18 protein-coding genes are annotated in these 19,301 nt (G+C 54.5%); 10 read left to right on the forward strand and 8 right to left on the reverse strand.

Annotated elements, in window-relative coordinates; translation table 11 throughout:
* Window positions 1-187 precede the first annotated feature (187 nt).
* From NST69_RS08845 to NST69_RS08860, 4 genes are all read left to right on the forward strand, one after another.
* Complete coding sequence (locus NST69_RS08845; RefSeq protein WP_209874583.1) at window positions 188-463, forward strand: CD3324 family protein; 276 nt, start codon at window positions 188-190, stop codon at window positions 461-463.
* A 222-nt stretch (window positions 464-685) separates the two neighbouring features.
* Window positions 686-1,123: a LytTR family DNA-binding domain-containing protein gene (locus NST69_RS08850; RefSeq protein WP_342549029.1), complete on the forward strand. Its 438-nt coding sequence runs from the start codon at window positions 686-688 to the stop codon at window positions 1,121-1,123.
* A 34-nt stretch (window positions 1,124-1,157) separates the two neighbouring features.
* Window positions 1,158-1,613, forward strand: coding sequence for a hypothetical protein (locus NST69_RS08855; protein WP_342549030.1), 456 nt, complete (start codon window positions 1,158-1,160; stop codon window positions 1,611-1,613).
* A 157-nt stretch (window positions 1,614-1,770) separates the two neighbouring features.
* On the forward strand, window positions 1,771-3,096 hold the full coding sequence (locus tag NST69_RS08860) for an amidase (RefSeq protein WP_342549031.1): 1,326 nt from the start codon (window positions 1,771-1,773) through the stop codon (window positions 3,094-3,096).
* Between the two features lie 77 nt (window positions 3,097-3,173).
* Here the strand turns inward: NST69_RS08860 and NST69_RS08865 are convergent, their stop codons facing one another.
* A complete protein-coding gene (locus NST69_RS08865) occupies window positions 3,174-4,463 on the reverse strand; it encodes a S8 family peptidase (RefSeq protein ID WP_342549032.1) in 1,290 nt (429 codons plus the stop codon).
* 165 nt (window positions 4,464-4,628) lie between these two features.
* Between NST69_RS08865 and NST69_RS08870 the strand changes: the two genes are divergently transcribed.
* Window positions 4,629-4,991 (forward strand): hypothetical protein, encoded by a 363-nt coding sequence (locus tag NST69_RS08870; protein WP_051478024.1) that lies wholly within the window; start codon window positions 4,629-4,631, stop codon window positions 4,989-4,991.
* Between the two features lie 457 nt (window positions 4,992-5,448).
* Window positions 5,449-6,852 carry an NAD(P)/FAD-dependent oxidoreductase gene (locus NST69_RS08875; protein ID WP_342550123.1) on the forward strand — a complete coding sequence of 468 codons (1,404 nt, stop codon included), beginning with the start codon at window positions 5,449-5,451 and terminating at the stop codon, window positions 6,850-6,852.
* 109 nt (window positions 6,853-6,961) lie between these two features.
* Here NST69_RS08875 and NST69_RS08880 read toward each other — a convergent pair whose 3' ends face one another.
* Window positions 6,962-8,050, reverse strand: coding sequence for a low temperature requirement protein A (locus NST69_RS08880; RefSeq protein ID WP_342549033.1), 1,089 nt, complete (start codon window positions 8,048-8,050; stop codon window positions 6,962-6,964).
* A gap of 192 nt (window positions 8,051-8,242) precedes the next feature.
* On the opposite strand from NST69_RS08880, the gene NST69_RS08885 reads away from it, so the two are divergent.
* On the forward strand, window positions 8,243-10,090 hold the full coding sequence (locus tag NST69_RS08885) for a UbiD family decarboxylase (protein WP_342549034.1): 1,848 nt from the start codon (window positions 8,243-8,245) through the stop codon (window positions 10,088-10,090).
* A gap of 325 nt (window positions 10,091-10,415) precedes the next feature.
* Here the strand turns inward: NST69_RS08885 and NST69_RS08890 are convergent, their stop codons facing one another.
* The 3 genes from NST69_RS08890 to NST69_RS08900 form a co-directional block, all read right to left on the reverse strand.
* On the reverse strand, window positions 10,416-11,588 hold the full coding sequence (locus tag NST69_RS08890) for a copper amine oxidase N-terminal domain-containing protein (RefSeq protein WP_342549035.1): 1,173 nt from the start codon (window positions 11,586-11,588) through the stop codon (window positions 10,416-10,418).
* Between the two features lie 143 nt (window positions 11,589-11,731).
* Window positions 11,732-13,129, reverse strand: coding sequence for a hypothetical protein (locus NST69_RS08895; RefSeq protein ID WP_036725409.1), 1,398 nt, complete (start codon window positions 13,127-13,129; stop codon window positions 11,732-11,734).
* Between the two features lie 168 nt (window positions 13,130-13,297).
* Window positions 13,298-14,455 carry a glycosyltransferase family 1 protein gene (locus NST69_RS08900; protein WP_342549036.1) on the reverse strand — a complete coding sequence of 386 codons (1,158 nt, stop codon included), beginning with the start codon at window positions 14,453-14,455 and terminating at the stop codon, window positions 13,298-13,300.
* A gap of 83 nt (window positions 14,456-14,538) precedes the next feature.
* On the opposite strand from NST69_RS08900, the gene NST69_RS08905 reads away from it, so the two are divergent.
* Together NST69_RS08905 and NST69_RS08910 are read left to right on the forward strand one after the other, a co-directional pair.
* Window positions 14,539-14,694 (forward strand): hypothetical protein, encoded by a 156-nt coding sequence (locus NST69_RS08905; RefSeq protein ID WP_342549037.1) that lies wholly within the window; start codon window positions 14,539-14,541, stop codon window positions 14,692-14,694.
* 69 nt (window positions 14,695-14,763) lie between these two features.
* The gene (locus NST69_RS08910; RefSeq protein ID WP_340979087.1) at window positions 14,764-14,952 is read left to right on the forward strand and encodes a hypothetical protein; all 189 of its coding nucleotides are present in this window, start codon (window positions 14,764-14,766) and stop codon (window positions 14,950-14,952) included.
* A gap of 339 nt (window positions 14,953-15,291) precedes the next feature.
* Here the strand turns inward: NST69_RS08910 and NST69_RS08915 are convergent, their stop codons facing one another.
* From NST69_RS08915 to NST69_RS08925, 3 genes are all read right to left on the reverse strand, one after another.
* The gene (locus NST69_RS08915) at window positions 15,292-16,224 is read right to left on the reverse strand and encodes an IS3 family transposase (RefSeq protein WP_340957263.1); all 933 of its coding nucleotides are present in this window, start codon (window positions 16,222-16,224) and stop codon (window positions 15,292-15,294) included.
* Between the two features lie 5 nt (window positions 16,225-16,229).
* Complete coding sequence (locus tag NST69_RS08920) at window positions 16,230-16,544, reverse strand: helix-turn-helix domain-containing protein (RefSeq protein WP_339313306.1); 315 nt, start codon at window positions 16,542-16,544, stop codon at window positions 16,230-16,232.
* 504 nt (window positions 16,545-17,048) lie between these two features.
* Window positions 17,049-18,035 carry a zinc dependent phospholipase C family protein gene (locus NST69_RS08925; protein ID WP_342549038.1) on the reverse strand — a complete coding sequence of 329 codons (987 nt, stop codon included), beginning with the start codon at window positions 18,033-18,035 and terminating at the stop codon, window positions 17,049-17,051.
* Between the two features lie 234 nt (window positions 18,036-18,269).
* On the opposite strand from NST69_RS08925, the gene NST69_RS08930 reads away from it, so the two are divergent.
* Complete coding sequence (locus NST69_RS08930) at window positions 18,270-19,277, forward strand: helix-turn-helix domain-containing protein (RefSeq protein ID WP_342549039.1); 1,008 nt, start codon at window positions 18,270-18,272, stop codon at window positions 19,275-19,277.
* Window positions 19,278-19,301 lie beyond the last annotated feature (24 nt).

The following is a 19,301-nucleotide window of genomic DNA, read 5'->3' on the forward strand; positions in this document are numbered from 1 at the left end:
TGATGGCCCATGTTTCGAATGAGTCAGTACGTGCACGGCACGCTCCATGCAAAGCCTGTGAAATAACTAAGGCGAAAGCTTGGCATGGAGCGGATTTATTCGCCTGTAGTATGTTTTAAGAAATACAGTTATTTATACACAGGCTTTGCCCTTAAAAGATTAATATATTTTAAGGAGCGAGCCAGAGATGCAATGTATAAATGCAGCAAAGCTATTGCCAGACCACCTGCTGAAGGAGATTCAGCAATATATTCAAGGGGAAGCCCTGTATATCCCAACCTGCAAGAGCAAACGCAGAAAATGGGGCGAAAGCTCAGGGGCAGCCGATTACTATAAAGTCCGCAATGCTGAGATCCGTAGCCGCTTCCAAGAAGGTGCAGAGTTGTACCAATTGTGCGAGCAATACGGGTTATCCATCGACAGCATCCGCAAAATTGTATATTCCAAGAACCCGCAGAGCTGATCTGCGGGTTTTTGCTGCTCAGATGATACGCCATTCTCGACTGAATCCTCTAAATTAGGCGGACCCATTAGAAGTGTAGCCAATTGCAGACGAGGTTGCGGACTGAGATTCCGTTATTGCAGCTTGAAGCCGCTAAAGTGCAGCTTGCGCAAAGGCCATTGTATAAGTCATTTTACAAAAATATACTGTAGCTGTAGGGAGAGAAGGCAGGAGGCGGTGGCGGTGAAAATCACGATTGAGCAGGTGCCGGAGGGCGGGGAGCCTGAAATTATTCTCAGGTGCAACGACCCGGATGAAGCCTTGCTGGGGCTGATCTACTCGGTGAACGCAGGCGCAAGGAAGCTGATTGGTATGAACGGGCTGCAAATGCACATCATCCATCCGCGTGATGTCTACTACTTCGAGGCGGTCGATCATAAGGTGTTCATCTACTGCCAGGAGAAGGTGTATGAGTCAAGGCTGAAGCTGTATGAGCTGGAGACGGAGTATGAGTCTGGCGATTTTTTCAGGGCATCCAAATCCAGTATTCTGAATGTGGCCAAGATCGAGTCGCTCCGCCCGGTGCTCTACGGAAGATACGAGGCGCTGCTGCATAACGGTGAGAAGGTCTACATCTCCAGACAATACGTCCCGGTGCTCAAACGGAAGTTAGGGTTATAGCTGTGCTGTCCAAACTTGACTAGGAGGAAAACTCATGATTACAACCAGAAAGTATGTGTCTTTGTTCGTGAAGGATCTGCTGGTGGCTTGCGGGGGTCTGATGGTGCTCGCGGCGGTTGTGCTGGCTCTGAACTCAACGGAGATGATCCGGGGCTCGCTGCTGGTGCAATTGTTCCTGGGGGCTGCGGCATTTACCTGCTTCCGTTATGCGCTGTTGAATACGTATGAGGTTGATCCCAAAGTGCAGACGATCAGCTTCTACCTCTGCTTCATCCTTGCTGATGTATTGGTGATTCTCTGGCTATGGCTGTTCGCTGACGGTCCGCTGATGGATAAGGGAGTGCTGGTGCCATTCGTCATTGTCATTCTGGTGGTCAAAAGTATGGTGTACGCGATGATGCACATCGACGGGAAGCGGGAAGCCAAGCAGCTTAATCAGAAGCTGTATGAGTATAAGCAGGGCGGGGATCAAGGAGACGAAGAGCTTTAGGAATCTCTGGTGATAGGGGTTATGAAAGCCATCTTGGAGGGGAAGCGGCCCGGGTGGCTTTTTTGGTGCTAAGTAAGGTTGGGGATTTCTGTTACCTTTTGCAGACTGAACCGTAATAAGCCAAATGCAATACATAATCTTCCATGGAGATGATCTTATGCTGCTTCACAAGGTATCCCTGACAGAAATGATGAGCCGGATTCACGAACCCGGATATTCACCCGAAACTGTGCTTGACCCGTACTTGGAGCGTTACAGACAGGTTGAGCCGCATATCCATGCATTTGTCCCTGAGGATGAGGCTGAAGGGCGTCTGGATTCGGAAAAAGCTCTGCTGCAACGTACCTACAGCGGAGATGAGCGTAAACCGGCCCTCTTCGGCATTCCTGTGGGCATTAAGGATCTGCTGCATGTAGACGGCCTGCCGACCCGGGCGGGATCCCAGCTATCCGCTGAGCTGTTAGCCGGTGCCCAGGGATCTCTGGTCGCTAAGCTGCGTGCCCTAGGGGCCGTGATTGCAGGCAAGACGGTGACCGAGGAATTCGCTTATAACGGGCCGATTGCTACGCTTAATCCGCATAATACCGGGCATACTCCAGGAGGTTCCAGTGCAGGCTCCGCTGCAGCGGTGGCTGCGGGGCTCTGTCCGCTGGCAGTGGGCACACAGACGCTGCGTTCGGTGATCGCCCCGGCGTCCTTTTGCAGAGTGGTCGGCTTCAAGCCCAGCTACGGGAGGGTTCCGCTGGATGGGGTGCTGCTGTTCTCGCCGTCTTTTGACACAGTAGGGTTCTTCACACAAAACCTGCCTGATATGGAGGCTGCGGCGGCCTTGCTTGTCCCGGACTGGGAGGCTCCTGCTGCCCCAATGCCCCGCAAGCCGGTTCTGGGTATTCCCAAGGGAGTCTATATGGAGCTGATGAGCGCGGAAGTCAAAGGGCTGTTCGGGGCTCAGATCACAGGGCTTGAACAGCTTGGATATGAAGTCCGTTACGTCCAAATGCCGTGGGAGGATGAACTCATCTACGGAAATGCGATGCTGCGTTTCATTGAGGGTGAGCTGGCACGGGAGCATGAGCATAGATTCGCGGAGCATAGAGCGGAATACGGTCTTCCCGTGCAGGAAGCGATCCTTAGAGGGCAGCAGATTCCGGAGGAGGAGCTGGAGCAGTACCGAACCCGGCAAAGGGAGCTGAGGCAGGATCTAATGGAGCTTATGGAACAAGAGGGCATCGATCTGTGGGTCTCTCCGGCCCAAGGGGGGACTGCGCCGAAGATTGAGGAGCGGAATACGGGCTGGGCAGGGATGCCTGCGGTCTGGGGCTTTGCGGGAGTGCCCACGGTCAGTCTGCCTGCGGCAACGCTTGAAGGCATGCCGCTCGGCTTCCAGTGTATAGGAAGATATGGAGAAGACGAGGAGTTGTTAGCTTGGGCACGGCAGCTATGGCCGTGTCTGGCGGGTGAGCAACCGCTCCCCGTGGAATAAGGAGCGGTTACCGGTTGGTTACGGTGCCGGTTATTTTGTTTTGGGGTCCCCGCAAAGTACCTGAATATCCATCGAAGCTATAGTCTCACTTTGTGGGGTTTCTTGGGGAAGCAGCGCCGCTTCAGGAACCGTACGTCGATCTCTCCGCTGCCGCCGGTATTCGGCTTCAGGCGGAGAGGGAAGGCGTTACGCTTCAGCAAGAGCTTCACCTGGCGCGGCGTGAGACCAGGCGCAAGCTGGAGTAGCTGGGCGGCGGCACCGGACACGATGGGCGTGGAGATGCTCGTGCCGGACAGCTTGAAATACCGCTTGCCGACCTTATTGCGCGGCAATTCACGGACCAGCCGGGAGCCGGGGGCACGCAGCGAGATCACTGAATCGCCGGGGGCGACCAGATCCGGCTTCACCTTGCCGCCGGGAGCGGGCCCGCGGCTGGAATAGACGGCGATCCGGTCATCCTTCTGCGTCAGCGTCCGGCGGTCATTGACGGCTCCGACGGTGATCGCGGAGGGGCTGATCCCGGGGGACTCGACGGTCCGGCGCCTGGGGCCGGCATTGCCGGCGGCGATGACTACGGTGAGGCCGGCTTTGACGGCTTTTTCAACCGCCTGGACGAGAAGGTCATCCTTGATATGCGGAGCCACCGGTCCGCCGAAGGACATGGAGAGGATGCGCAGCTTGAGCTTTTTGCGGTGAGTGATGCAGTATTCAATCGCCTTGATAATGGTGGAGTCATAGCCGTCCCCATACTTATCCAGCACCTTGATTCCGACAATCCCCGCTTCCGGCGCGGGTCCCCGGTACTTGCCCCGGCTGGACCAGCCGTTACCGGCGGCATCCCCGGTGATATGCGTGCCGTGTCCGTTGTCATCATACGGGCATTTCCGGTGATTGATATAATCCTTGAACGCCAGAATGCGGTTCACCGGCCGGGTCAGATCGGGATGCGGATAGACTCCGGTATCAAGCACAGCGATGTTGATGCCTTTGCCGGTAAGCCCTCTTGAGCGTCTAACCGCTGTAGCGCCTATGGATGGAGTTGCAATGTTGAGCGTAGCCTTCTTAATGCCGTCCAGATAGACTTTATGGACTCCGTTCCAGCGGCATACATGCTCCAGACATTTCAGGGATACCTGTGAAGCCACGGCCTGGTGCAGCCGCAGATGATGCTTGACCGGGAGGACATGCCGTCCCAGATGCGTCCTTAGTTCGCGGAGTCCCGCCGGAGTAATCGGTTGTCTGAACTGTATGATCACCGGTATAGCAGCATTTGCAGTACTAGTGGAATAAGCACTGCGGATCTTATGCTTCAGGGGCCGGTTGAGCTTGGCGGCGTGATGCCTGACCCATGATGGTACACTCTTCATAATGTAATCACCTCTATGAAGCAGTGTATGCGGCCAGCTGCCCTGTGGGTACGAAACCATGAATGAGTACAGGGATACATTTATGTAAATAACAGGCAAAAGTGCGTTTCGGTTGATTCTTCTCTTGCATTTACTACTGTATTCCAATAGAAAGTGGTGAAGCAAATGAAAGAATCAGAGAAGAAGGCATTGCTGGCAAAACGTCAACTGATGGCTAAAAAAGCAAGAGCAGCGGCGGTAGTAAGACCCAAGAGACGGCGGATCAGACAGGTGCTTAATAATTTCATCGTGCTTGCCGTGAACAATAACAATGTCCCTTACGAAACGCAGGGCTGGACGGCTACACTGACCCGGAGCTCCGGCACTGTGATCACGGCTCAGTTCGATGAATTCGGCGTCGCCCAGTTTAATACGATCAGTACGCTGACAACAGTCAGCTACACGCTCCGAATTATCGATGCGGATAATGTGCAGCGCACACAGAAGTTCGTCCCGTCGAACCGCGAGTTTTTTGTAGCACGCTTCTAAGGTGGCGGACCTATTTATATTCTATGAACAGAGCAAGATAGAAAGCCAGATTGCATAGTGTAGCTGTGAATGACTGAACGAAAGAGCTGTTTCCGGGGCCGGAGGGCTGATGGGGGCAGCTCTTTTTTGAAAGAATTTATATGTTTTGGGGTCCCCGCAAAGTATCTGAGTCATCATCCAAGCTAAAGCCTCACTTTGTGGGGTTTATTTTGCGGATACGTGTGAGATAATATTTCGTTTGTCAAGCATTAAGGCGAGTTGGCGTTAAAATATTGGCTTAATGTACAATCCCGTCCACTGAATTCAGCTCTTATGACAATAAACCTTCCATCAATGTTCAAAAGCGGGGGCATACCCTATATAATATCGCCATAGATGTATATCAGGGATTATGGAACAGATTGCAAAGTGAGCAGCAGCTATGAGCTGAAGATGCCCCGGAAAGGTCTGAGGAATGATGAGCCTGGAAGCCTTGAATGAACGTGTGAACACGGATCTCGCTTATCTCGCCTATGGCGGCGCGGATTGGGTCCGCCCTGTGGAGCATGATGAAGGCCATGTCTATGATGTCGTCATTGTGGGCGGGGGCCAGAGTGGGCTTGGTGCGGCTTTTGGCTTGCTGCGCGAACGGATCTCGAATCTGCTGATTATTGACGAGAATCGTGACGGGCTGGAGGGGCCTTGGGAGACCTACGCCCGGATGGTGACGCTGCGCACTCCCAAGCATCTGACCTCGATTGATCTGGGAATCCCGTCGCTGACCTTCCGCTCCTGGTGGGAGGCTCAGCATGGAACGGCCGCCTGGAGTGAGGTGGACAAAATCCCGCGCGGCCAGTGGATGGAGTATCTGCGCTGGTACCGGCAGATTCTGAAGCTGCCGGTACGTAACGAGGTGCAGCTAAGGCTGATTGAACCTGGTGACGACGGAATCTACCGTCTGCAGGTTACAGGAGTGGGGGCGCAGGCTGGAACACTGCTGGCCCGTAAGGTGGTGCTGGCTACAGGTATTCAAGGCGGAGGGCAGTGGCATGTTCCGCCAATGATTGCAGATCATCTGCCGGAGCACCTGTACGCCCACACCTCCCGGCAGATTGACTTCGCTGCCCTGCGCGGCAAGCGGGTGGGGATTCTAGGCGGCGGGGCGTCCGCCTTCGACAATGCCAATTACGCGCTTCAGGAGGGCGCGGCTGAGGCCCAGGTCTTCGTCCGCCGGGCGCAGCTTCCGGGGGTGAACCCGATCCGCCAGATGGAGGGCTCAGGTATGATTGAGCGGTTCCATACCTTGGCGGATGCGGACAAATATGCAGTGATCTCGCATTTCTTCCAGTATAATCAGCCGCCGACAAGCGATACCTTCCGCCGTGCAACGGCATGGCCCGGCTTCCGGCTGCACCTCGGCTCGCCGTGGCTGAAGGTGGAGGCTTCGGGGGAGCAGGCGGTGGTGACTACGCCCGCGGGAGAGTTCAGCTTCGACTATCTGATCGTCAGCACGGGCCTGCTCAGTGATCCTGGCCTGCGGCCGGAGCTGCGGCAGGTGGAGCCTCATATTGCCCGCTGGAGCGACCGGTACACGGCGCCTGCGGGAGCGGCGAATCCGCTGCTGGATGCGCACCCTTACCTTAGCCCAGGCTTTGCACTTCAAAGCCGGGACGAAGCAGGCCGCAAGCTGCTGCATGGCTTATTCGTGTTCAACTATTCCGCTCTGGCCAGCTGCGGGTTATCGGCATCGGCCATCTCGGGCCTGCGGAATGCGATTCCTAGACTGGTCAGCGGCGTGGCTGACCAGCTGTTCCTGGATGACCGGCAGCAGATCCTACAGGCTTATTATGAGTACGATGAGATTGAATTTACAGGCCAGTAAGACGGCCGGAAGAGGCTGTACCTGAGGCGGGCTATGACCTCTGGTGCAGCCTCTTGGCGTACAGAGCGAATAGATGGGGCCAGTGCCTGAGAGCTGACGGGCAGCCGGGTCAGGCAGTAATTCTGGCGTACAGCGCGAAGAACAGCGCCAGCTCGCCCATGATCAGGACATTCGGTACATGGACTATAAGATCCAGCACATAGAAGCAGGCCAGAATGACGGTCAGCCCTGCCAGCGGCTTCATTCCCAGCCGATGCTGCTTATGCCTGTAGACCTGGAAGACCAGTGTGGTGGAAGCGAAGTAGAGCAGCACCGAGCCGAACAACAGGTTCAGCATCTGCCCATAATAAAGCTGATCCAGGAACAATAGCTGGATTGACGCAGCAAGCATACATAGCGACAGATAAATGAACAGATGCCCGTAGATAATGGTCTGTCCGGCAGTCTGGATATGCATATCGACCTTCTTCTCCAGGTTGTCATAATACTGCCACCATATGGCGATGATCAGCACAAAGGTGAGCGCAGCGAAGCCGACAGACGGCCCGGTCCAGCGGCTGGATTGCAGCACGGCGAGGATGCTAACCACAGATTCGCCGAGCAGGATCAAGGCGAACAGGGAGAAGCGCTCCAGCAGATGATGGGTATTGGGGGGCGTCTTCACCAGAATCCTCCGTCCCGTCAGCGGGAGAATGATGTCCAGCATAATTCCTGCGTACAGTACCGCATACCGCAGCCAAGAATCGAAGAACAGGGAGCAGGCCGAAATCGCAAGTCCAATCCAGAAGCGTGATCCCAGATAGCGGGCCGTGTCGCGCAGATGCCCGCTTTCTCTGGAATGGCTATAATGATATTGGACCGCGGTCATGATCCGGAGTCCGAGATAGCCAATCAGAAACGGCAGATAGTTGGCATCGAAATCTATTGACAGGCTGGCTGTCATAATCAATACGAAGAACAACTGGATAATCAGAAAAATCCGGTGCATCACCGTATCCTGACCATAGCGGTTAACGAAAAGCGTCTGGCCGACCCAGGCCCACCAGATCGGAATGAAGATCAGTACGAATTTGCCCAGTGTCTCAAGGGACAGGGTCTCGTCTTCTACATGCAGCAGCACATGGCTGGCTTTGGAGACTGCAGCGACAAACAGCAGATCGTAGAAGAGCTCCAGCCAGGTTACCTTTTTGATGATCATTGCGTTAGTCCCCTTTGCTTGCCGAATGTTTGCCCGGAGCCGTCCGGTTTACAAGTATAATAATGGCTCTCCACAGAAGAAGGCAAGAATATCTGTGACAACTGGAGAGGTTGCCCTGGCGGCAATTGACCTGACGGGCACACTCATTGATAATAAAGAGGTTCATATTCTTGAGAGAATGGGAGTAGAAGCATGTCATATCGCAATATGGAAGAATGTATTATTGACCTGGAGAAGCACGGGCATTTAATTCGCATACATGAAGAGGTGGACCCGCATCTGGAGATGGCGGCGATACATATGAAGGTCTATGAGGCAGGCGGTCCCGCTCTGCTGTTCGAGAAGGTCCGGGGCTCGAAGTACCGTGCGGTCTCGAATCTGTTCGGAACAATCGAGCGCAGCAAGTTCATCTTCCGCGACACTTGGGAATCGTCGCAGGCGGTCATCGCCCTGCGCAGCAATCCCATGAAGGCGCTCAAGCAGCCCTTTAGATATATCGGGACAGGCCTTGCCGCCCGCAAAGCGCTGCCGATCAAGAAGGGCAGCGGCGTGCCGGCCGGATTCGAGGAGATTCAAATCTCCGATCTTCCGCAGATTAAGCACTGGCAGGGCGACGGCGGGGCATTCGTCACGCTTCCGCAGGTGTACTCCGAAGATCCCGATAAGCCGGGCATTATGAACTCCAATCTGGGGATGTACCGTATCCAGCTTAGCGGCAACGAATATGAGCTGAATAAGGAAGTGGGCGTCCATTATCAGATTCACCGCGGCATCGGCATTCATCAGGCCCACGCGAACAGACGCGGCGAGCCGCTGAAGGTAAGCTGCTTCATCGGCGGCCCGCCTGCGCATACGCTCTCGGCGGTGATGCCGCTGCCGGAGGGCTTAAGTGAAATGACCTTTGCCGGGCTGCTCTCGGGGCGTCATTTCCGCTATAGCTATGTAGACGGCTTCTGCGTCAGCAGCGATGCTGACTTCGTGATTACCGGAGAGATTCATCCCGGGGAGACGAAGCCAGAGGGGCCGTTCGGCGATCATCTGGGCTACTATAGCCTGACTCACCCGTTTCCGGTGATGAGAGTTCACAAGGTTTACGCCAAAAAAGGGGCTATCTTCCCCTTCACGGTGGTCGGCCGTCCGCCGCAGGAGGACACTGCCTTCGGAGAGCTCATCCATGAGCTGACCGGCGGGGCGATCCGCTCGGAGATTCCCGGCGTGAAGGAGGTACATGCGATAGATGCTGCGGGAGTGCACCCGCTGCTGTTCGCGATCGGCAGTGAGCGGTATACCCCGTATCAGCAGCTTAAGCAGCCTGCAGAGCTGCTGACGATCAGCAATCGGATTCTCGGAACCGGACAGCTCAGTCTGGCGAAATATCTGTTCATCACGGCAGAAGAGGACAAGCCGGTCAGCACGCATGATATCGCCGGGTTCCTGACCTACATTCTGGAGCGGATCAATCTGCGACGTGATATTCACTTCCAGACGAATACAACGATTGATACGCTGGATTATTCCGGCACCGGGATCAACAGCGGAAGCAAGGTAGTCTTCGCAGCTGTAGGGGAGCAGAAGCGGAGCTTGTGCACGGAGGTGCCTGAGGTTCTTCAGCGGGTGGAGCAGGGCTGGGGCCCGGCGGCGATGATTATGCCGGGGATTGTCGCCATGCAGGGGAAGCCGTTCCGGGATTACGCCTCGGCGGCAGAGGAAATCTCCGGCCTGAGCGCTGCGATTGCAGCGCAGGGGGCGCTTGATTCCTGCCCGATGATTATTCTGTGCGATGACAGCAGCTTCATGTCGGAGTCGCTGAACAACTTCCTGTGGGCGACCTTCACCCGCAGCAATCCGTCCCATGACATCCATGGGGTGAACAGCACGGTGGAGCATAAGCACTGGGCCTGTGATAATGTGATCATCGATGCCCGGGTGAAGCCGCATCAAGCGCCGCCGTTAATTTCTGACCCCGAGGTGCAGCGGAGGATTGAACGGGTATTTAGTGAAGGAGCAAGCTTGGGTGGACTGCGGAGCCGTAAGGGGTGAAGCAGCACTTCTATAACCGCTGAAACCGCTGAAAAGAGGGGTTGTATGGCTGAGCTATTCGGGGTGCTTTTCGAAGTTATACTGGATCTCCTGCTCTATCGTAAGGACCGTAAACGGAGAAGAGAACGAAGAAGAGAGCGAAGAATAGCGCGGAGAATGAAAAGGCAGGGGCGTTTGTAGACGCCCTGTCTTTCATTTGGTGGGTGTTGGATGTTAGACGCATAAACGTCATTGTTTGTTGTAATGACGTTTATGCGTTTTTTTTGTTGCGGCCGAAAAAATGTAGGCGAAAAACCGGGCTCAACCGAATGTGGAGTGTAGCTGCTCAGTTCTGGCTACCTGGCCATGTGTAGGACTTGATGATGTCTTGGCTGCCGTCCATTCTGTGAAGGTTGAAGGTGAAGACATTGTCAGTACGTCCGGTGAAGTAGATATAGTCTCCCGGGAACATAAAATCGGGCTGCTCTACTTCGCGCTGGCGCTCTGCACTGAGCAGCTGCTTATATAACACAGTCTGTTTACCGGCAGCGCGGTCAACTAGGGTCAGGAAGGCAGTGTCTGTAGGGCGTACCAGCAGAACATCCGGGTATACGGCTTCGACATTGTAGTAGACATCCTGGGAAACGGTTGCACCCAGCAGTTTCGGTATATCTACGGTCTCGCTGACCGCTCCGGTCCCATCCTCAATGAGCCTTAGTGTGCGGCCGTCATTGAATACCAGCTTGCCGTCGGCCCAGACCGGGGCTGTGCCGAAGGAGGTATGGATATTCGTATGCCCCTGGCGGATCACACTGTTATTCTTCACTAGATAGGTGTAATACTCTGCATGCACATGGGGCTCGCCATACGAATTGACGACTTGAAGCAGTGTCAGACCGGCGGGTGTGCGCTCGAAAGTGAAATCCACTACATCCAGTCCTTTGCCGAGAACAGCAAGCTTATGCTTAGTGTTCTGCTTCGTAGTCAGATACAGCTCCCCGCTGTCCAGCGACAAAGAGTACACTCCGCCGTCGAACACTTCTGAATAACCGCGGTACATATGCAGACCGTTGGCCCGTATTGTATTGGTGGCCGCATCCCATCTTACGGGTCCGCCTTCAAGGGCTGCCACCACAAACTTGACGGGCACATACAACTGCTTATCCGCCATATAAGGTATACCTCCAAGGGAGACCTTCTTCCCGTCCAGTACGCCGGTGGATTGACCAAGCTTCATGCTGAAGCTTTTGTTCCACCCGCTGAAGGTGGCGGTTTTGTCCGCGTTATTCCACTTGACCTTAAGTCCCATGATTGTGACCAGGTTAGCTGGCATATAAGAGACCCCGTTCTTGATCTGTGCGGTGCCTCCGGCCATGCCTGATGTTCCGCTTCCGCTGTTGTAGGTTAATTGGAGCTGCACGTCCGGGGCGGGCTTGGCCGAAGCCGGAACGGCTTCAGCTCCTCCGGCCAGAGCCAGTGCAAGTGCGGGGAGGAGTAATAACCTTCGGGTGAACTTCATGTTCATCATCCTTTCTGGGGGCGCGGCGGCTGCTAAATCAGCCGTCCCCCGTACCGTGACCCATAGGCTGAACCACGGATTGTACAGTAGCCTTTGTTACAGATTCATAACCCTCCAGGGGGTGAATAGCTATAACGGCCAAGCTACATGACATTAGAAGCATAATCATTTTTCTTATCATTGGATTCTTGCACCTCTCCAATCAGAAGTCTGTATTGTTCTGTCTGTTCCTCAGTGGCTTGATGCCGGAATTGTTCAAACAGATTCACACATTTAATGATTATGCTATCACTCTTTATTTTAGCAGAAGATTCCAGACTTTGCAGAAGGAAGGCCATCCCTTCCAGGCGGTGATTGCGTAAATAATAGTTGGCTAATTCCGCTAGAAAGGTAGAGTACTGGTCGGCCAGGATCTGCTGGTTGTGAAGCTCGCCGAAGTCCTTCAGATTGGTCCGGTAAGGGATATAGGAAGGGAACTGTTCAAGCACCTCATCCACATTCCAGGAGAAGCGGTTGGCTGAGATCACAATATGGTACAGGGCTACAAAGATCTCACTGGCATGCGGAGCAATATAGGCCACATATTCAGGCAGCACTCCATAGTCGCCGGACATCATCCGGTAGAGGAGGGTATTGGCCGTGCCCCACTCCTGAAATTGGTCCAGGATGTGCCGGGTGTCTTCCCCTTTTTCGCGTATCCAGCTCCTATCCATATATAGAGCTACGTATTTCAGCGCCGATTCATAGTCCCGGAATTCTTCGCACACGCTTGCCCGCATCAGATGCGAATACAGCGCGTAGAAGAATACCGGCTTCTCCGGGCATTTATCCTGGCGGTCTCTGCGCTGCGACCGGTGCAGATGGTGATAGCTGAGCATGGCAAGACGGTGCATCTCCTGAGCCAGCGCGTCCACCTTGTCCCATTTGTGCAGCGAATAATAGACATGCATCAGAGCTTTCAGTCCATCGAGCTGATCAGACACCTCAAGCCGTTCAATATAACATTCGAATAAAAGAGCAGCCTGGAGGTTGAGTGTCTGGCTGTCTCCTAGGGCAATGCGGAACAAACGGTACTGGCAGAGGGCCAGCCGCTCGGAATGCTGATACTTCTCGCTCGCGCTGATATTCTTGTACAGCACGGCTGCCGCCTGCCAGTGATGCTGCTGGAACAAGTCCTCGGCCACTTCAAAAAGCATCGGAGCATAGGTTAGGTTGTCCAGCAGATTTTTGACTACTAGCTCTATACAGTCCAGCCGCCCCAGCTCCGCTGAATTCAGGATGAAGGGGCGCAGCCGCCGCCAGGTGGGTGCCGAATATAAAAAGCACTCATCGACATACATGCTATAGAAATGATCCTCCGGCAATGACATGCCCCGGGTGATCAATTTCAGGTGATTCATGGCAATCGGCTGCTGACCGCTAAGGATACGGCTTAAGGTGCCGGAATTAACGCCGGACTGAATGGAGAACTGGTTGATGGACAACTGCTGGGAATAGAGATAAGCCTCAAGATGACTGCGAATCGTTGTGAGAGGCTTCAAGGGATCACCGCCTGACTGAATTCCATATTTTGGATTATTGTATATGTGTATAATATAAGTCATTATTCCAATGGTCAATAGAGTGATGGGGAGAAACCGTGAACAATGGAAAAAAGCATTCCCGTGGTCCCAGGAACGCTTAGTCTTCATAGGCGGGCAGACAGCGGATCAGGCGGTGTAGATCCCTGCTTCATTCTTGATCCTGCGGCGCTCGATGACTTCTTCATAATCCTTAATCAGTCTGTCAAAAATCTGCTCCCAGGAGCGCTGGAGGGCTTGGTGCCGGCCTTCACGGCCCATTGCGCTCCGCAGCAGGGGCCTGGCGGCGGCGGTGCAGATCTGCTCTGCCATGGCTGCCGGGCTGCGCGGCCCGAACAGCATGCCGGTGACACCGGGTGCGATCAGCTCCCGCGTTCCGCCTGCATCTGCGGCGATCACGGGAAGCCCCGACGCCATGGCTTCAAGCACGACGTTGCCGAAGGTCTCCGTGCAGGAGGGGAAGACGAACAGATCGGCGGAGGCGTACAGCTCTGCCAGCTCTTCGCCGTGTCTGGCACCGGTGAAGGTGACATTCTCTAGTGCCTGCGATTTAAGCTCAGGCAGCAGCGGGCCATCGCCGACAATCACCAGCTGAACCTTTGAACGCACGGACTCCGGCAGGAGCTGCATAGCCTGAAGGAGGGTGGTGAGATCTTTTTCCGGGGCAATCCGTCCGACATAGAGCATCATCAGCGCCGCTCCCTTGCCGTAACGCTCCCTGGTCTCTTCACTTCGTCTCTCCGGCGAGTAGAGGGTACAGTCCACGCCTCTGGACCATAAGCGCAGTCGTGTGAAGCCCTCCATGCGCAAGCTGGTTAGGGTCTCGCGGGAAGGGGCCAGGATGGCATCGCAGGAACGGTGATACCACTTCATGTATTTCCAGTAGAGCGGGAGGATTCTTCTCATTTTGTAATATTCGAGGTAACGGTCGAAGTGGGTGTGATAGGAGGCGACATGGGGGAGCTGCTGCTTGCGGGCATACCGGAGGCCGGTTAAGCCGATATTGAACGGGGTGGCGAGATGGAGCAGGTCAGGGGCGAACGCAGCCAGTTCACTCTGCATGGAGGACATGCCGGGCAGGGCCAGCCTGCACTCGGGATAGAGGAAAAAGGGGATGCTGGCCACGGGTCTGACAGGATCGGGGTAGCTGCTCTCCGGGGCGGATTTTGGCGTGAACAGCAGATGTTCAATTCCCCGGCGGTGCAGGTGGCTGGTCAGCCGGCCGAGTGTACGGGCAACGCCATTCGTCTGCGGAAGAAAAGTGTCCGTGAATACAGCCAGACGCATCGGTATCCCTCCCAGTAATCTTGTTGCCTTGATCTTAACAACCAACTATTACTTGGAGATCAACCGCAGGTTAAACATCTTGCATGAAGAGGGGAATTTACAGGGAGGGCAAGGGAGGACAAGGGAGGGCAAGGGAGGACAAGGACAAGGACAAGGACAAGGACAAGGACAAGGACAGGACAAGGACAAGGGAAGACCAGGAGGACAAGGGAGGACTGGGGAAGAACGGGGAGGACTAGGGCAATAAGGTTAAAGGAAGCGTGGAGCGGGTATAAATGAGGTATCAGGAATGAAGGAGGTATAAGGAGATGAGCAAAGATCTGCCGCCCGAGGTTCCGCCGAAGGTTGTCCCCGATGTGAAGCCGGATATCCTCCCGGAGCCGGTTGTGATCCCGCCGGAGGTTGTGCCGGAGAAGCATCCCGAAATCGCACCGCCGGAGCAGCCGGATATGGTGCCGCCGGCCCCGCCCGAGATTCTTCCGAATGATCCGCTGTAAGCTGGAATGCTGTCTGACAGAAGGATAATGTATAGATTGTGCTGAGCGCCCGGGGAACCGGGCGTTTTTATGATTATATAGGAAACTATAGTTTCCTGCTGCTGTGGAAAAGGGATGACTTTGATGCTGAATGTGACTGAAGGCTGAATGTATGTGAAAAACAGCATACATTGTGTTCGCGAGCAGGCATATGGACCAAATGTATGTAAAAAACAGCATACATTGTGCTCGCGAGCAGGCATATGGACCGAATGTATGTGAAAAACAGCATACATTCGGTGCGACCCCCTTATCCCGGAGTCCTCCGTATAAAATCAGCACTTGTCGTAGATATGCTCTTTATTTCGCTTTTTCTCTCGGCCAGAAGAAGCGGGAGCGGTCTTCTAGGGTCAAGACCCATTCCGCAAAGGTAGCTGGCGGCATGTTCCGAAGGCTTGTATGCATTCTGCGATTGTTGTAGAAGTCCATGTACCGGTCCACGGCTTCATAGGCCTCTTCGAACGTCTCGAAGGCCTCTTTGCGGAACAAATCCCGATCGATATTACTGTGGAACGATTCAATAAAAGCATTTAAATCCGGCGTTCGAGGCGGAATGCGTTCATGGGTCATTTCCCAGCTTTCACACATGTCGCCAAACAGATGGCTGACGAACTGTGGACCATTGTCGGTGCGGATCACCGGGCGTGCGCTGTCAGGGGCGCAGTGTTGCTCCATGGCGCGTCCCAGCGTCTGGCAGGCGTGCTTGGCTTCACACGACGATCCGCGGTGGTAGCCGACGATGACACGGGTAAAGACATCGATAATACTCAGGACAAAGAAATGCCTGCCCTGGCCCGCCACGTAACCGTACTTAATGTCCATCTGCCAGAGCTGACCCGCCCCTGTAATGACCCGGTTCTCCGGCAGCTTCCGAGGATGCTTAAAACGCTTGTGACGCTGCGGCTGTAGGATATCCAGCGCCTGACACAGCCGGTAGCTTTTCTTGTGATTGAGCCTCAGCCCGTGCTGGTTCCACAAGCACTTGGCCAGCAGTTTGTACCCGTACACGTGCTCCTCTCCAGCGATTAATTCCAGCAGCCATTCCTGGATTTCCTCGTCGCTAATCTTCTCTCCAGACTCGGTCAGGGAATAGCCGGGTACGGGTCTTCCGCGCCCCTGGGGTACGGCCTGTACATCCTGCTTCTTGCGTTTCTTACGGTCGTAATACGTAGACTCTGCTAGCCCCACGAGACGTAGTACCAACGCTGCGGTATTCCCCTGCTTAATGAACATGTCGGCTACCTCGATTTTTTCGGATAAGCAGGGGTTGGCTTTTTTAGCAGTTCACGCAGAATCTCGATCTCTAACTCCTTTTCGCCGAGGATCTTGACGGCCTTCTCGTATTTCTGCTCCACGTCCAGGAGGCGCTTCAGTTCCTCCACCTGCTCCTGGGGATACGGATGATCTTGTTCCCCATGGGCCTCTCGGTAGTCCCTCACCCACTGATTCACCGTCGATGGGGTCACCCCATACTTGCGGGCAACCACCGCTGCCTTAATGCCAGACAACACCTCTTGCGCTGCCTTCTCTCTTGTTCCTGTTAAGTGTCCCATACCGTTCATCCTCCTCCTATATCTAGTCTACATTTTTGTGGGGGAGGACTCCAACTTCTTTAGGGGGCTGTGGAGCATTGTGTTCGCGAGCAGGCATATGGACCAAATGTATGTGGAAAACAGCATACATTGTGTTCGCGAGCAGGCATATGGGCCAAATGTATGCGAAAAACAGCATACATTGTGTTCGCGAGCAGGAGGGGCGTTCGGACAAGCAAGAAGTCACTGTAAAGGGAAATAGGTGGATTTTGTACACTTGCTGATGACCAAAAGTCCTCTGCTGCACCAATAGTTGGAATAACAACACTTAATTCGCACATATCCTCCAAAGTGGCGAAAAGTAACTGGAATAAATGTACAAAATGCACTTCTTACCCGATATTCTTGAGAAACCGGCGAAATAAGATACGTTTTTCCAATTGTTTACGGCAGGCAGCCGTCACCTCAGCTGGAAAAGGGTGCGGCGGTAATAGAGACGTTGGCTGACGTTTGGTAGGCTCAACCTCAACTCCCAGGGAGACTTGTCCAGATCGGCTCGGCGTATTGATTCTGCAGATTCATGCTGCAATCCTTGCCGGTATCGTAGGAGCGGTTGCCCAGTGCCAGTGTGAACTGCCCAAGCTTGCGGCTTGCCGCAGCGGAGTCCTCCGTACATCCCAGCCAATCGGCAAGCGCTCCGAGCACCGTCCGTCCTTCCGCAAGGGCCGCCTCCCACAGCTCCCACACAGATTCGGTCTGCACCTCGGAATATAGTGCGGGATGCCGCCACCGGGAGTGCCGCTCATTCAGATAATCCAGCCGTTCCTCGCGGGCAGTGAGCTTCCGTGAGAACAACCGGCGGGTCCGGCCCCAGGTTATAGCCTTCTTCCAGCCCTTCGGATCATAGAGGCATTTCTGAGCCAGCACCATATCGCGGTAAGAGGTCTGCCAGATCTCTTCAGGCAACCGGGCCATCGCCTCCGGGTAATGCTTAATGGCCGTAGTGTGAAGGATGCGGTGAACCGGACCGTGCAGCCGGGCACCTGTGTCAATTGTAGCCCAGGCAGCGTGCTGCCAGGTGTTCATCCCGTGCAGCCGCTTCATGAACAAAGTGTCCAGGTCAATCTCAAACCGCTGATGGGCACGGTACTTATAGCCCGCCTTCCAGTTAATATAGGGATGGAGGTTGCGGTCCAGCAGATGATGGGTCAGAAAACCGAGGAAATAGAGCTGGGCCTGAGCCGCTTCCGTTCCTTCAAGTCTCCGGGCAGCTTCCCACAAATCAACAAGTACCGGCCCGCAGCTCTGCGTATGCATCTGGTCTCCGAGATGAAGCGCCCCGGTATCTCGTCTCCAAGGAAGAAAGCTGTGATACAGCAGGAAATCCGGACCCTGACAGCCGAGATTATAGAGCCGTTGCTGTTGTTCCAGCAGCTGGAGACACGGGAAACGGCTGCTGAATTCTCCGGCCAGCTGCTGGCCGAATTCAATATGCATCCAGATATTGGGCATGATTGATCCTCCTACTAGTTATGATGGATACCGTGCAGTGATAATCTGAATCCATTGTAATGCCTATATGTTAAAACAAAATAAGAAATATGTGTGAAATTAGGCAGAGCTGTACATTCCCGTACATTAAGGTAGACATGGGTAGACATGATCACGGGCACAAGAGTATTCTTATATGGCCTTAAGACAACCATAACACTGTAATATGCAACTGGCAAAAGGAGGCCCATACCTATGAAGTCTCGTTCCTCTCAACGCGTTAAAATGCCTCCGGGATTCTGGACAGGAATAAGCCGCCTGGGGATTGCTGCCCGCGACGTAGCCCGCCAGGCACAGCTCCCTGTAACGATAACAACAGAAGCCACGGTTACCACTGCCCAATATTTCGCAATCTGGCAGGCGTATTCCGAGCTTGCCGGGGATCTTGCGTCAGGCATTACCAGGCTTGCGGCCGCCTTTGACACCGCGCAGTATCCTCCCGCCGTATTAGCGACGTATCACGCCCGTGACTACCGCGATGCCTTGCACCGCATGGTCAGGTACAAACAGATGTGTCCGCCCGAAAGCCTACGGATGACTGAGGAGAACGGGCAGTGCACCATAGAACTGGAGTGGGGGCCTACAGGGCTGCCCGGTCCGCCGGTGCTGGCGGGGATCACGCTGGCTTTTCTCTTGGAGCTTGGAAGAAAGGGGACGGGTCAGCCCTTGAAGGCGCAGGCCGCCGAATTTGTCCACTCCATGGGCGATGAACAAGTGCTTGAAGCTTATTTCGGCTGCGCGATTCAAACAGGCGGGAAGTATAACCGCTTGACGCTACTGTCAAGTCAGCTGGACCTTCCCTTTGTTTCGTATAACGAAGAACTGCTGGAGATACTTGCTCCTGCACTTGACCGCTCACTCGACGAACAGCTTGACAGCTTCTCTGTATCCGGGAGGGTCAAGGTGATCATTGCACACTGTCTCGCAGGTGGATGTCCCGACCTCCAGACAGTGGCGAAGGAGCTTACGATGAGCGGGCGGACCTTGCAGCGCCGGCTGACTGACGAGAATACGACCTTCAAGCAGCTTCTGACACAAGTCAGACATGAGCAGGCACGAGAGTACTTGGCCAATCCTTCGCTTGATCTTAAAGAGGCGGCGTATCTGACCGGGTATGAGGATCAGAACTCTTTCTTCCGTGCCTTCCGCCATTGGGAAGGGGTTACGCCTTCTCAGTGGCGTTCGGAGCACTTGAATAGTTGAACACCTGAATGCACGTATTTGCTG

This window comes from Paenibacillus sp. FSL P2-0089, assembly GCF_038595095.1.
In the GTDB taxonomy this organism is placed as follows: domain Bacteria; phylum Bacillota; class Bacilli; order Paenibacillales; family Paenibacillaceae; genus Paenibacillus_AQ; species Paenibacillus_AQ silagei.

Excerpts from the sequence above, each read along its gene's own strand:
- NST69_RS08845 (WP_209874583.1), top strand. The coding sequence starts at position 188 with ATGCAATGTATAAATGCAGCAAAGCTATTGCCAGACCACCTGCTGAAG.
- NST69_RS08855 (WP_342549030.1), top strand. The coding sequence starts at position 1,158 with ATGATTACAACCAGAAAGTATGTGTCTTTGTTCGTGAAGGATCTGCTG.
- NST69_RS08860 (WP_342549031.1), top strand. The coding sequence starts at position 1,771 with ATGCTGCTTCACAAGGTATCCCTGACAGAAATGATGAGCCGGATTCAC.
- NST69_RS08865 (WP_342549032.1), bottom strand. The coding sequence starts at position 4,463 with ATGAAGAGTGTACCATCATGGGTCAGGCATCACGCCGCCAAGCTCAAC.
- NST69_RS08870 (WP_051478024.1), top strand. The coding sequence starts at position 4,629 with ATGAAAGAATCAGAGAAGAAGGCATTGCTGGCAAAACGTCAACTGATG.
- NST69_RS08875 (WP_342550123.1), top strand. The coding sequence starts at position 5,449 with ATGAGCCTGGAAGCCTTGAATGAACGTGTGAACACGGATCTCGCTTAT.
- NST69_RS08880 (WP_342549033.1), bottom strand. The coding sequence starts at position 8,050 with ATGATCATCAAAAAGGTAACCTGGCTGGAGCTCTTCTACGATCTGCTG.
- NST69_RS08885 (WP_342549034.1), top strand. The coding sequence starts at position 8,243 with ATGTCATATCGCAATATGGAAGAATGTATTATTGACCTGGAGAAGCAC.
- NST69_RS08890 (WP_342549035.1), bottom strand. The coding sequence starts at position 11,588 with ATGAAGTTCACCCGAAGGTTATTACTCCTCCCCGCACTTGCACTGGCT.
- NST69_RS08900 (WP_342549036.1), bottom strand. The coding sequence starts at position 14,455 with ATGCGTCTGGCTGTATTCACGGACACTTTTCTTCCGCAGACGAATGGC.
- NST69_RS08905 (WP_342549037.1), top strand. The coding sequence starts at position 14,539 with ATGAAGAGGGGAATTTACAGGGAGGGCAAGGGAGGACAAGGGAGGGCA.
- NST69_RS08910 (WP_340979087.1), top strand. The coding sequence starts at position 14,764 with ATGAGCAAAGATCTGCCGCCCGAGGTTCCGCCGAAGGTTGTCCCCGAT.
- NST69_RS08915 (WP_340957263.1), bottom strand. The coding sequence starts at position 16,224 with ATGTTCATTAAGCAGGGGAATACCGCAGCGTTGGTACTACGTCTCGTG.
- NST69_RS08920 (WP_339313306.1), bottom strand. The coding sequence starts at position 16,544 with ATGGGACACTTAACAGGAACAAGAGAGAAGGCAGCGCAAGAGGTGTTG.
- NST69_RS08925 (WP_342549038.1), bottom strand. The coding sequence starts at position 18,035 with ATGCCCAATATCTGGATGCATATTGAATTCGGCCAGCAGCTGGCCGGA.
- NST69_RS08930 (WP_342549039.1), top strand. The coding sequence starts at position 18,270 with ATGAAGTCTCGTTCCTCTCAACGCGTTAAAATGCCTCCGGGATTCTGG.